Annotated in this window: 8 protein-coding genes and 1 riboswitch; of the genes, 1 reads left to right on the top strand and 7 read right to left on the bottom strand. The window is 44.7% G+C overall.

Features of this window, described 5'->3' with window-relative positions:
- Positions 1-139 precede the first annotated feature (139 nt).
- From ACFO4O_RS09770 to ACFO4O_RS09760, 3 genes are all read right to left on the bottom strand, one after another.
- Positions 140-2,239, bottom strand: coding sequence for a putative bifunctional diguanylate cyclase/phosphodiesterase (locus tag ACFO4O_RS09770; protein ID WP_382407860.1), 2,100 nt, complete (start codon positions 2,237-2,239; stop codon positions 140-142).
- A 275-nt stretch (positions 2,240-2,514) separates the two neighbouring features.
- On the bottom strand, positions 2,515-3,087 hold the full coding sequence (locus ACFO4O_RS09765; RefSeq protein WP_382407859.1) for a BON domain-containing protein: 573 nt from the start codon (positions 3,085-3,087) through the stop codon (positions 2,515-2,517).
- A gap of 162 nt (positions 3,088-3,249) precedes the next feature.
- The gene (locus tag ACFO4O_RS09760) at positions 3,250-5,007 is read right to left on the bottom strand and encodes a diacylglycerol kinase family protein (RefSeq protein WP_382407857.1); all 1,758 of its coding nucleotides are present in this window, start codon (positions 5,005-5,007) and stop codon (positions 3,250-3,252) included.
- A 278-nt stretch (positions 5,008-5,285) separates the two neighbouring features.
- Between ACFO4O_RS09760 and ACFO4O_RS09755 the strand changes: the two genes are divergently transcribed.
- A complete protein-coding gene (locus ACFO4O_RS09755; RefSeq protein ID WP_382407855.1) occupies positions 5,286-6,851 on the top strand; it encodes a SulP family inorganic anion transporter in 1,566 nt (521 codons plus the stop codon).
- Positions 6,852-7,012: 161 nt separating this feature from the next.
- Here the strand turns inward: ACFO4O_RS09755 and ACFO4O_RS09750 are convergent, their stop codons facing one another.
- The 4 genes from ACFO4O_RS09750 to ccoG all read right to left on the bottom strand — a co-directional run bounded on the left by ACFO4O_RS09750 (position 7,013) and on the right by ccoG (position 12,724).
- Complete coding sequence (locus ACFO4O_RS09750) at positions 7,013-7,639, bottom strand: thiol:disulfide interchange protein DsbA/DsbL (protein ID WP_382407854.1); 627 nt, start codon at positions 7,637-7,639, stop codon at positions 7,013-7,015.
- A 77-nt stretch (positions 7,640-7,716) separates the two neighbouring features.
- Positions 7,717-9,648, bottom strand: coding sequence for a TonB-dependent receptor plug domain-containing protein (locus ACFO4O_RS09745; protein WP_382407852.1), 1,932 nt, complete (start codon positions 9,646-9,648; stop codon positions 7,717-7,719).
- A 319-nt stretch (positions 9,649-9,967) separates the two neighbouring features.
- Positions 9,968-10,183: riboswitch (cobalamin riboswitch) on the bottom strand.
- Positions 10,184-10,302: 119 nt separating this feature from the next.
- Positions 10,303-11,292, bottom strand: a complete 990-nt coding sequence (locus tag ACFO4O_RS09740; protein WP_382408307.1) for a serine/threonine protein kinase — start codon at positions 11,290-11,292, stop codon at positions 10,303-10,305.
- On the bottom strand, positions 11,285-12,724 hold the full coding sequence (gene ccoG, locus ACFO4O_RS09735; protein ID WP_382407850.1) for a cytochrome c oxidase accessory protein CcoG: 1,440 nt from the start codon (positions 12,722-12,724) through the stop codon (positions 11,285-11,287). Before ccoG ends, ACFO4O_RS09740 begins: the two co-directional genes overlap by 8 nt.
- Positions 12,725-12,758: the final 34 nt, after the last annotated feature.

The following is a 12,758-nucleotide window of genomic DNA, read 5'->3' as shown; positions in this document are numbered from 1 at the left end:
ACAAAAACCATATCGCATCGCCGACGTTGTGGGGCAATGATCAGGGCCAAAGTATAGGTTAAAAGTATGAGTCACAGTATAGATGCTTATGACTGCAAGTCATACCGCCGTTTGCTTGAGAGCGGGTAAGGTGAGTGAATTACTCTTGTGATGTTGTAGATATGGAAGAGGGGGACATCGCTTTTTGATTGCGCAGCCCTTTTGCCAGTTCTTCAAGGCTAAGCGCCTCACAAAACAGGTTTCCTTGAATCATATCGCAACCCAGTGATTCTAAGAGGTAGAATTGCTCTAGTGAGTCCACACTCTCAGCAATGACGCTTATGTCTAAATTTTTCGCTAGCTTTATGATGCTTTGTACGACAATACGCTGACGACTGTCTTTATCTTTGCACGCATCTAGCAGTTTTCGCGATAGTTTCACATTGCGTATTGGAAAGCTTGAGAGCTGTTCTATGGGCAGACTTTCTTCACCGAATCTATCAAGGGTAAGGGCAATCTTCGCGTTATTAATATCGTGCAAAAAGCCTACATCGGTCAAGTCTGTTGCCTTTGTCTCATCAGGGCCGGCGGATATTTCTAGCATCAGCCAGTGCGGCGCAATGTCATGCTTTTCAATTAAGCCTTGCAGTTTTTTCAGGTACTTTCCGTTGATCAACTCACTCAGCGATACATTGATGCAAAATGCAATATCGAGCTTGGTAATTAACTCGCTATGTTCGTTAAGCACTTTTAGCGTAGATTCAAACAGCCATGTGTCTAGCGCTTCGAGCAAGGCAAACTCTTTTGCCACGCTTAAGTATAAGCTAGGGTCCAATGTACTTAAGGCATCAGACTTGGCTTTTAGTAATACCTCAACGCTATGAACCTGCTTTGAATGCGTATTAAAAATAGGGACAAATGCGAGCTCAAAGGCGTCCTCGTCAATGGCTTTAGCAATATCGTCTGCAATTTTCTGACGGTTAAAATGCTCACGTTCAACTTCGCTATCGTAAATCTTAAATTGGTTTTTACCCTGCTTTTTAGCGAAATACATGGCGGCATCTGCTTTGCGCATAAGCTCTTTGATATTACTTGAGGAGTGTTGCAATGAGGCTATGCCCATACTTACGTTAATATTGATTTTGTTGTCATTTAGAATCAATGGCTCAACAAGCGCATTGAGTATTGATTCTCCAAGAACGCGAGCATATTCAGCATCAGCATCGGCCACTATAATGATAAACTCGTCGCCAGATAAACGCGTAAAAATAAGTGCTTTATCGGCTTGCTCGTGCTGGCTGATTGCGCTGCTTACGCGCTCGCAAAATCCTTTGAGCAATAAGTCTCCAACTAAGTGGCCATAAGTATCATTGGTATGCTTAAAATCGTCGATGTCCATGTAAAGTACGGTAAGGACTCTGCTTTGTTTAGCATGAATTCCCAAAGCACTTACCCATTCGTATAAGCCTCTGCGGTTGTGCAATTTGGTAAGTGGGTCGATGAGCGCCATTTTGCGTTGATTGGCGCGCTGGCGGTCAATCAGCAAAAAGATAATTAAAATTAAGATCACCAACAGGATGGTAAGAATATGCGTGACGCCGAGCAGTTGCCCTTTAAGTTTCACGCTATCAATCGTTATTCGATAGATGCCGGTCTCGTTGACATTTTTTAGCAATATCTCAATAGCTTGCACGTTGTCATATTCAACCTGAGCGGTATCAAATTCAACGTTATATCTAGACATCCACCAGCTCTCAACTTGAAAGTAAGAAAGCGGTACGGTATAAATATTTGAGGCCTTATTTAAATACATTTCGACGCTGTTGTATTTTTGAGATATGACGTCGTCTGGCGTGCTGTAAATCTCATTATAGTTTTTTAGAGAGAGCTTTACTTTTTGTTTAGCATGTTCAGTGTGCTTTGTGATGCCAATTTCTATATCGGTATATTCATTAAGGTTCCAGCCTTCGCCGGTCGTTTCACTAGTCCACAAAGTGGCGCCGCAGATAGGTTGGCTGCTAACACTGTTGATGATGCAAATCGTTTCAATGCCTTTGTCAGTTTGCTGAACATGCGACACTGAGCTCCCTTGTCGAAGGTGGGTTGCGTCCACTATTTTATTTGAAGCAAGTGCATCTGTTTCATAATCAAACGCGCCAACAAGATATAAAAATACTGCCGAAAGGGCGCACAAAATTAGCAGCAATATGGCAAGGATATGCTTAGAGTGAGTTACCTTTGAGTGTCCAAAAAGCTTCACAGGGTAAAGTTGTCCAGTGACGAATCTATTAACATTATCATAAATATCGGCAAAACTTAATTTTTCGTAAGTCGTAAATGCGTCATAACTACGTCCTAACTACGTCATAACCACTAAGGCATGTTGCCTATGGGAAAACGTTTGTAGCCTTATTTGCCAGACGCAAAAACGGCCGGGGATGCCGGCCGTTTTTAATCTAATGATTTAATATTTTCATCATCGTGACATCGCGCCATCGAGATAACACTTTGCCACAAAATCAATTAAGGCGAATGTTATTCCGATTCGCTCTCGACCATTAAATCATCGTTTACACTTTTCACGTCATTGGTATTTTGTGCAATCGTTACCGCCAACTGCTTGGCTGCTTCAGACTGAACTTTACCCTTTAGCGTGACGACTTGATTGTCTACATCCACATTGATGGCTGTACCCGACACTTCCGAGTCAAACAATAAGCGTGATTTGACTACTGATGATATTTTCGCATCGGTAAATGCTGACGTCACCGACATATCATCTGAAGAGTTGTCATTCATCACAGTTAAGCGATTATCTACGCTCTCTACACCATCAATACCTAACACTAATTCTTCTGCGAGTTCTTTGTCGATTGATGTCTCAACTTTACCCGTTAAGGTTACGGTGCTGTTATTAACATCGGTATTTATATCGAAAGAGTCTAAGTTGCCGTTAAACAATAAGGTAGCTTCTGCCTTACCGTCTATCCATGCATCCATCGCATCGTCTTTCCACGTATTCTTATTGTCCATGGCCATAGCTGATGTGCTAATTGATGCAGCCACTAAAGTCGATGTGATTAAAGCTGTTAGTTTGTTGCGTTTCATCGTTTTCTCCTTTTTAAGAATTCGCTTAAAGAATGCGAATAAGATGCCAATAGTTAAGTTGTTGTTTTATATGTATTAAATAATTTCTCCCTGTTCAATGAGTGTAAATGCTACATATTGGCGTGTAGCTTTTGTATGTATTTGCAGTCGAGCCTGTTTGTCTTAGTTGTCTACCTCTGCGTTGTCTACCTCTGCGTTGTCTACCTCTGCCGACGCAAGGTATTTGTCATCCATTTGCTCATTGGCAAACATGGTAAACGCGCCGGGTATCACCGCTATATTTAGCTCAGAGCTATTCTGCAGCTCTCCATCAATCGCAAAACTGAGCTCTTCCATCTTAGTTTGGCTGTCGCTGCGGCTTTTGCTGTTACTGACGGTTTTGCTGATACGCAGATTTTTCACAAAGGCATGCTGTAAATCTGCTTGCTCATCAAGATTCAATCCACCTTTTGAAACCGCTTGTGCAATGAGTTTTGCAAAGGGTTGTGATGTTGAATCCCGCGTGTTTAAAATCGTCAAATCAAGCTTGCCGTCTGTAGGGTTTGGCGCCCCTCTGCCCTGCGATAATAAGCTGGTAAGGGGAGCAGCATTCGCCACTAGGATACTGCTAGCTTCAATCGTTCTTGCCTCCTGTCCGTCTATCGATATTGTGTATGACTGGGTGTCATTTTCTTTGAGGGCATCAAATAATGCGCTTAGATAGGCAAGTTCTCCGAGCTCGTCTTTTTTCTTACGATCAGCCCCGGCAATCATTTTATGCTCAAATCCTATGCCAACGGCCAGTAGCATAATATGCTCATTGCATGTTGCCGCATCAATATCTTTAGTATTGCCTGCCACAATTGCTTGGCAGGCTATCTCAATTAGCTTATTTTTTGCGCTGCTTGCATACAAAACTTGGCTCAGGGCGTTGGTGGTCCCTAAGGGAATTATGCCAAATGTGGGGGCTGGGCTTGCTTGTTTATCGCCATGTGTGTCATGTAGGGCTTTTGCCACTGCGTTAACCGTGCCGTCTCCGCCACAGGCGAGCAAGCACTCAAACGCCATTAAGTCGTGCTCTTTGATGGTATCTGCAACAGGCTGATCTTTTTCGGTGTATGCAATCGATAGTTGATAGCGCTGCGACAGCGTTTGTTCAACAATGTGTTGGGCCTGCTCCCATGCACCGCCGCCTGAGGCGGGATTCACAATGAGCAACGCGCGTTGCTTTAGGTTTAACACCCCATCTTCATGCATCTGCGACAGTTTTTTATGCTGATAGCTGTTAAGCCGCGCAGTGCCCCTGATTTTATTGATCTGCTTAACGGCATCGTCCACCGATTTAGCATGCTGCGCCGCAATTAGGTAGGCTGCCATGATTAGCACAGAGCGCCCACGTCCGAGCGCGCAGTGCACCACTACCCCTTGCTCGTTGCGGATATGATTATGTATCCAGTTAATTGCTTTGACCAAATCGTCGCTATGCGGCGCTTGATGGTCAAGAATAGGAATATTCAGATAATCAAGATTTTCATCATCAGCGCTCCAGTTCATACCCGAAAACTCTGCGGTAGCGTCTAAAATTGCAGTTACCTCGTTCGTTTTTAAGGTTTGTACGTCGGAGGGAAATAAGCGACATGCTAAAAATAGCTTAGGCTTAATTTCTTGAACAGGCGGTACGCTATCGTTATAACGCTGCCAGCTATTGTAAATTTGCACTGCGATTAGAAATGGAACAAATACCCATTGTATATAGAAAGGGATGTTGCCTCTGTCATTTTTACGGAAGATCCACGGGGAATCGCTCATGTAAGCGAAAGACACCGCGGTAAACGACAGGGCAATCCATCCAAACGCGACCGAGAAATAAAGGTTTGGTGAATAGAACGCCGCAAGGGCAAACAAGATACTAACGAGTAGATAATACTTAACAATAAACAAAACACACTCCGTGTAAATCACAAAAATCTTGTTTGGATTGCAACAAACAGACCATAAACAAAATTAAATAAAGCTCGTTTATTCAGTGGTTTACAAAATAAAAATGAACAGTATCCAGAAATGATGGGTGCAAATAGACGACACATGTGAAAATTTTACATCCGTGTTATCAAGCTCATCTTGTTTAAATTTCAGTCGTTTTAACAAACTGTTAAAAGAAGTCCGATTAGATTTCTGCTAAACTCGCGCCCATTTTCAGGAATAACCTTAGAGAAAATATGTTTAATTTAATTAACGGAACACAAGGCAACGTTAAAAATGATGTGCTATCAGGCATCACCGTCGCTTTAGCTTTGGTGCCAGAGGCAGTTGCTTTTGCCTTTGTTGCTGGCGTAGAACCCATGGTGGGTTTGTATGCCGCGTTTATGATGGGACTTATCACCTCAGCCATAGGCGGCAGACCCGGTATGATCTCTGGCGCAACCGGCGCGATGGCGGTGGTGATGGTCGCACTGGTAGCTCAACACGGAGTGCAATATCTTTTCGCGGCGGTTGTGCTCGCCGGTATTTTGCAAATCATGGCTGGGGTATTTAAGTTAGGAAAGTTCATTCGCTTGGTGCCTTATCCGGTAATGTTGGGCTTTGTAAACGGTTTAGCCATTGTGATTTTTTTAGCGCAGCTTGGGCAATTTAAAGTAGTGAACGCCATGGGCGACATGACTTGGATGACAGGCAGCGTTTTATACTGGATGCTAGGTTTGGTGCTGCTCACCATGGCAATTATCTATTTACTCCCTAAACTCACCACGGCGGTACCCGCATCGCTTGTGGCGATTGTGACGGTCACCTTGCTGGTGCATGGCTTAGATTTAGAAGCGCGTACCGTAATTGATTTTGTTAAAGACATGGTACCAGAAGCGCAACGAGATACCGTTACCCTGGCTGGTGAATTGCCGAGCTTCAGTATTCCCATGGTTCCCTTTACTATGGAAACCTTTTACATAATCTTACCAACGGCCGTCATTCTGTGTTTAGTTGGCTTAATAGAGTCACTGCTTACACTGAGCCTGATAGACGATATGACCGACACGCGTGGGCGCGGTAATAAAGAATGTGTGGGTCAAGGTGTTGCCAATACCGTAAATGGCTTTTTTGGCGGTATGGGCGGATGTGCCATGATTGGTCAATCAATGATCAACATTAATTCAGGCGGTCGCGGGCGTTTATCAGGTATTACCGCGGCACTTGTACTACTTGGTTTTATTTTGTTTGCAGCTCCCTTAATTGAGATGATCCCACTGGCGGCCTTAGTTGGAGTAATGTTTGTGGTGGTAATTGGTACTTTTGAATGGGCAAGCTTTAGAATTGTGCGCGGCGTGAACAAAGAGGATGCTTTTGTATTGTTTCTAGTGACGGGCATCACCGTAGTCGCCGATTTAGCGATTGCCGTTGTGGTAGGTGTGATTGTATCGGCGTTGGTATTTGCTTGGAAACACGCGACGCATATTGTTGCGCGCACTCATATTGATAAAGACGGTTGGAAGGTGTATGACCTCGACGGCCCATTATTCTTCGGTTCTGTCTCGCATTTCAAAGATATATTCGATATTCAAAACGACCCTGATGATGTTGTGATTGATTTTAAAGAATCTAGAATTTGGGACTCCTCTGGCATCGACGCATTAGACGGACTAGCCGACAAATACAAAGAGCAAGGCAAAAAACTGCACATCCGCCATATCAGTTCAGAGTGTCAGACTTTGCTTACTAAAGCCGGCGAATACGTTGAAATCAATGTTAACGAAGACCCACGTTACCGCATTGTTTCAGATGAGCTAGGCTAGCCTTAAATATACACGGGCTAGGTAGCAGGCATAAAAAAAACCGGCATCTCAATTTGCCGGTTTTTTGTTATCAGTCTTTCTTGCTAGTGCTTAAGTCAGTATTCAGTCAGCACTATGACCTTGCAGTTTGGCTTTCATATACAAGATAAAACGTTCAAGCCTTAAGGTTGTTCGCTTAACCAAACTACCAAGTTAGCGTAGTCATCAGCACTTAGATCGCGCGCGAGAATGACCTGATACTTACCGTTTACAATAAAATTCGGCACGCCGTTTATGTGCTGTCTATACTCATCTATTGCGTTATTGTTACGCGCAACAAGACTATTCACACTGAAGCTCTTAGCCTGCTTGTCAAAATCTGCTGCGTCTATGCCGTTAACAATAAACACCTTTCTTAAGTCATCTAAACCGGTCACTGTCGCTCGTTGCTGATGAATATAGTTAAAAATAGCTGCATTCATCGCGTCGCTTTGCTTGAGGCTTCGTGCAATCATCATCGCTTTTGTGGCGTCATCCTGCACATCTGGGCCAGTAAAACGCATAAAGTTAACATGTACTTTGTCAAACTTCACATCGTCATCTAGCTTAGCTTTGATTTGCGCTACGATGGGTTCAAAGCTGTAGCATGCCGGGCACCAGAACGAGAAAAACTCTTTCACTTCTGGTTTCTTAGTCGCTTCTTCAGAAATGATCTGATAATGCTTACCCTCTTCCCATGGCACCATTTGTGCCAAGGCATTAAATGAAACCAGTAAGGCGAATATCAGCCCAACAACATACTTCTGCATAGTTATTTCCTTTACCAAAAGCCTTTAAGATAGGCATAGATTAAATAAGTTCCCAAAAATCATAGCACATTGAGCATCTACCATCGATAATTTAGCGATGCGAATATGCGCCGCGACTGGCCGGAAAAACCAATCACATCCTCAAACTGCTCGTCTAAAGCATTAGAGATACGTACCGAGGCAGAAATTTGCTCACTGTAGTTATATCGATAGTTCGCGCTTAGCAACCAGTAATTATCAAGGCTTAACACTTCAGATGGCGCTGGAAACGGTGGAAAGAAGCGGTCAAAGCGCGTGCCGGTATAGTCTGCTTGGACGTACACAGAGTGCTTGGTATGTAAATCATAGCTTAACCAAGCCGAACCGCTGTGCCGAGCTCTACGAAGTTCAACTGCGTTGGCCTCACTGGCGTCTAAATAGGCGTAACTAAGCGACCAGCGCCACTGTTTGAGGGCACGGCTAAGTTCTATTTCGATGCCTTCGCGCTCGCTATCTTCGGTCGCATTTTGGGCGGTAAACAAGCCGCTGTCTGCATCAAATACAAAGCCAAGAATTTCGTCTTGCAGCTTGGCCCGATACCAGCTCGCCTGCACATCGACATCTGCAATGCTGGTGTCTATGCCAAGCTCAAAAGAGCGAGACGATTCTGGCTCTAAGGCCTCATTGCCCAAAAACGTACCTGGGAAAAACCCAAAGCGTTCTGTAAAACTGGGGTTTTTAACCGCTTTTCCGTAGCTTATAAAGGTCTTGATAGTATCGCTCGCTTGAAAGCTAAGTCCGACTCGGTAGCTGTAGGCATTATCAAACTCATCGTTATTATCTGCTCTATAGCTAGCAGAAATGGATAGACCTGCACCTAAGCGCTGGTGGGTATCTGCAATAAACGATAGCGTTTTATTGTCTTGCTGCTGATTGGGATCGCCGAAGGTAACAGGGCCTGCCTGCGTGTATTGCTCGTCTACTGCATCAATACCCACATTTACATGCCCACTTTCAATGTCAAAAGTATGATTGTAAACCAGTCTATGTTTCTCGCCTTTGGTAGAGCCACTAAACACAGCGTCTGAGAAGTTTTTGTTTTCTTGGTCACTGTATTGATACGACAATTGTTGAGACCAAATGCTCTTGGGCAAGCTAAAATACCAATTTACGCCAAACGAGTGCTGCTCACCGTTAGACACATTGTTGGCATCTGCAATTAAACCCGTAGAGAAGTCTGTACTGTCAAAATCGCTTTTGTAGTCAACTAAACGCGCGTTAGCATCTATTCTGTTGTGCTTAGAAAAGCGATAAGCAAGCTTCGCATATGCGGTGGTATTTTTATAACCGTCGTCCTCCCCATCGCCGCTAGCAACAGACGGGCGAGCAATATTTTCGCCATCGGTATTAAGGTGAGCAAGGCTTAGGCTGTAGCTAAAGTTGTCGTCACGACCTGAGACCGCGCCGCGCACCTGAGCGGTATTTTTATTGCCGTAGCCCGCTGCAAGATTGGCACTGAAGCTATCGCTGGCGGTTTTTGATGTGATGCTAATTATGCCAGCAACGGCGGCACTTCCCCATAAGGCGCTTTGGGGGCCGCGCAGCACTTCGATTCTGCTTATGTTTGCTAGCGTAAGATGCGACAAATCAATGAGTCCGCCTTGCCCTAGGTCGTTAATTTCCACGCCGTCGAGCATCACTAAAACGTGATTACTTTCGCTGCCACGAAATCGAATTTCTCTAAGCGTACCCATCGGGCCACTTTGAGAAATATTCACGCTTGGTATGGTGCGCAGAAGTTCGCTTAAATCTAAGGCACCGGAGGCTTCAATTTGTGCTTGGTCAATCACGCTGAGTGCGCCGGCAACATATTTTTGTGCGATAGGGCTTCTAGAGCCGGTAATGCTGATAGTTTCAAGTTCATCATCAAAAGATGCCACAGATTGTGATGGTGCTTGAGGGGTTTGAGCGGCCAATGCCTGTCCGCTCACACTGTATCCCAGTGCAAGAAATAGTAGAGTATGTTTCATGTAAGTCCTTGTAATTGCTCCCGCCGAGCAATGCCAAATAATAATAGATACAAGCAATATACTGACCTGTATCCGCTTATTAAGGCCGGTATCCGGGCTTACAACATTCTGACAAAACCTTCCCATGATTTAAGCTTGTTAGCAAAGTTCACAGTGGCTGACGCAATCAAGACTTGATTGTATTTGCAGAACTCACAACCCTACCTTTAATGCTGTTGTTGAGCGCGTAATCGATGAATCTAGTTAAAGTCTTATACACACTTAAAAGACGCTTTTCGCCATCCTGGCCGCTCGGGCGCGCACATCCTTGTGCGCGCACGCTTTTAAGTGTGCATAAGACAATAACTTTTGCGATTCATCGATTACGCGCTTATGTGCGACTTTTCGCTTGTGCGGTTAAATGAATAACTAAACAGCATTAAGGGCAGGGTTGCATGTTGCTTACCGTTGCGGGGGCAGCACAGGTATTTCACCTGTTTCCCGTTTACCTCAACATACCCGTTTGCATTTGAAAACTGCTACTAACTAAAAACGCGCTAGATATATTAAGCACCTTAACCGCTCAAATGATACGGTAATAAAGTGAATAAGCAACGCCATTAAGGTTATGAATTATATAAAAATAATCATTGGGTGGCTTCAATCGAGTAGGTCTTAGTAAGGGCTTAAGCTAAGCGTTGCCTCGTCGAGCGCAGCAAACTGTTCTTTGAGAGCCAAGATTTGACCTTCCCAGTACTTATCTTCACCAAACCATGGAAAAGCGGTGGGGAAGGCTGGGTCTTGCCAACGTAGGGCAAGCCAAGCCATATAATGCACCATGCGCATGGCGCGTAAGGGTTCGATAAGGTGAAACTCTTTGTAGTCTAGCTCATGAAATTCTTCATAGGCGTTAACCAGTATATCAAGCTGCAGTAGCTGCTGCTGACGGTCGCCGCTCAACATCATCCATAGGTCTTGGATGGCTGGGCCGTTTCTGCAGTCGTCAAAATCAACGAATATCGGACCGTCTCGCCACAGGATATTGCCAGGATGTACATCGCCATGTAAACGAGCACCGCTGCGGCACTGCGCTATCGCTTTTGTGTAATCAGAGGTGGTGCGCTCAATTAATTGCTCAATAATAGTGAAAAATGCAGTGTGCAAATGAGGCGGCACAATATCATGGGTTTTAAGTGTTGTAATTGGCGCTTGAAGATGGGTTTCAATGCTGATGGGCGGACGATATGCAAAGCTCTCGGTATGTGCCCTACGGTGCATCTTTCCTATAGTGCGCCCAACCGATTCAAGCTGGTCTAAATTATCCACCTCAAACTGGCGACCGCCCACCGAAGGAAAAAGCGCAAATCGATAGCCGTCTAGCTCGTGCAATGATTTTCCGTGAATAGTGAGGGGGGCAACCACCTGTATATCATCTTCAGCAAGCAATTGGCTGAAGCGATGTTCCTCTAGTATTTGCTCGTCGCTCCAACGCAAAGGCCGATAAAATTTTGCCACAAAGCGGCGCTGGTCTTCAGCTACAAACTGATAAACGCGATTTTCATAGCTGTTGAGGGCTAAAAGGCCTGATGCAACTTGCACATCAAGGCTTTCAATGCCGTCTAAAATCAGCTCAGGGGTAAGTCGAGTAAAATGAAATTCAGACACCGGTAAATATAAATGTACTTGGTTCTTCAACCTCTATGGTATCACCTTGTTCATCTAAAGTACTGACGCGGAAATATATTTTTTGTGTACCCACCTCTAAATTGCTCGGGTCGGTTGCGACGCTTATGGGCAGGGTAAATACGCCACCGCCCTCAACAGTCACTTCGGTGTCACCATAAAAGCTCGCATCAACAATGCCATTCACCGCCACGGTGTAGGTTCGCTTTTGCTGTGACTTGTTGAGAATTTTGAGTGTATATACATTCTCTATCAGCCCCTCGTTCGTTTCTCTGTCGAGAGAGTTGCGGTCACGAATAATGTCAACTTCTAGAGGCACGCGGGTGGCAATATCAGCAATCAAAAGACCGGTCATGATGAGCAATACAACCGCGTAACCCACAAGCTTAGAGCGAAATATTTTGGTTGTCCCGCCCTTTAATTCGTGTTCTGAGGTAAAGCTGATAAGGTTTTTTTCATAACCCATTTTTTCCATTACGCCGTTACAGGCATCAACGCATGCACCGCAGTTAATACACTCGTACTGAAGGCCGTTCCGGATATCAATCCCGGTCGGACATACTTGCACACACAAATTGCAATCAATGCAGTCCCCTAAGCCTTTTTGCTGTGCTTGTTCAGGCGTCATTTTGCGCGTGCGTGGCCCGCGTTTTTCGCCGCGCTGGGCGTTGTAAGCAACGGTATACGTGTCTTTATCAAACATGGCCGACTGAAAGCGTGCGTACGGACACATGTGGGTGCACATAATTTCGCGCATATAGCCGGCATTTGCGTAGGTACAAAAGGTAAAAAATAAGACCCAAAACGCCACCCAAAAACCAGTATTAAAGGTGAAAAAATCTATGAAAAGCGCGTCAATAGGGGTGAAGTAACCAACAAAGGTTAGAGATGTAAGCAGGGCGACGGCCACCCACGAGAAGTGCTTGAGGCTTTTGCGGACAAATTTGTCAGCGTCCATTTTGCGCTGATCAAGCTTCATGCGCTTGTTTCGAGAGCCTTCAATTTTTTCTTCAAACCATATAAATATAAATGTCCATGTGGTTTGAGGGCACATAAAACCGCACCAAACTCTGCCGGCAAAGGTGGTAACAAAAAATAAAGCGAAGGCTGACACAATTAAGGTGTAGGCCAAAATAGTGAGGTCTTGAGGCCATAGAGTCATCGCGAAAAAATTAAAGCGCTGCGATGCAATATCTAGCAATACCGCCTGCTGGCCCTGATATTCCAACCAAGGAATGAGGGCAAATATACCCAAAAAGATGAGTCCAAAAAAACGCCGGATATTCTCAAACGTGCCTTGAACCGCGCGAACATAGATGCGGCTTCGGGCAGAGTAGTTTGGTTTGGTCAACGCATCTTTTGGCTTAGCAATTTTGACAGGAGTGATGTCCTTGATGCGAATTTTTTCGTTCATCCGGTGCTCCAAAGTGTAATAAGTGCAGTTCATC

The organism is Glaciecola siphonariae (assembly GCF_042652645.1).
In the GTDB taxonomy this organism is placed as follows: Bacteria; Pseudomonadota; Gammaproteobacteria; order Enterobacterales; family Alteromonadaceae; genus Glaciecola; species Glaciecola siphonariae.
The sequence above is the reverse complement of the archived record's forward strand: the minus strand, read 5'-3'. Positions and strand labels throughout refer to the sequence as shown.

Excerpts from the sequence above, each read along its gene's own strand:
- ACFO4O_RS09745 (WP_382407852.1), bottom strand. The coding sequence starts at position 9,648 with ATGAAACATACTCTACTATTTCTTGCACTGGGATACAGTGTGAGCGGA.
- ccoG (WP_382407850.1), bottom strand. The coding sequence starts at position 12,724 with ATGAACGAAAAAATTCGCATCAAGGACATCACTCCTGTCAAAATTGCT.
- ACFO4O_RS09750 (WP_382407854.1), bottom strand. The coding sequence starts at position 7,639 with ATGCAGAAGTATGTTGTTGGGCTGATATTCGCCTTACTGGTTTCATTT.
- ACFO4O_RS09765 (WP_382407859.1), bottom strand. The coding sequence starts at position 3,087 with ATGAAACGCAACAAACTAACAGCTTTAATCACATCGACTTTAGTGGCT.
- ACFO4O_RS09755 (WP_382407855.1), top strand. The coding sequence starts at position 5,286 with ATGTTTAATTTAATTAACGGAACACAAGGCAACGTTAAAAATGATGTG.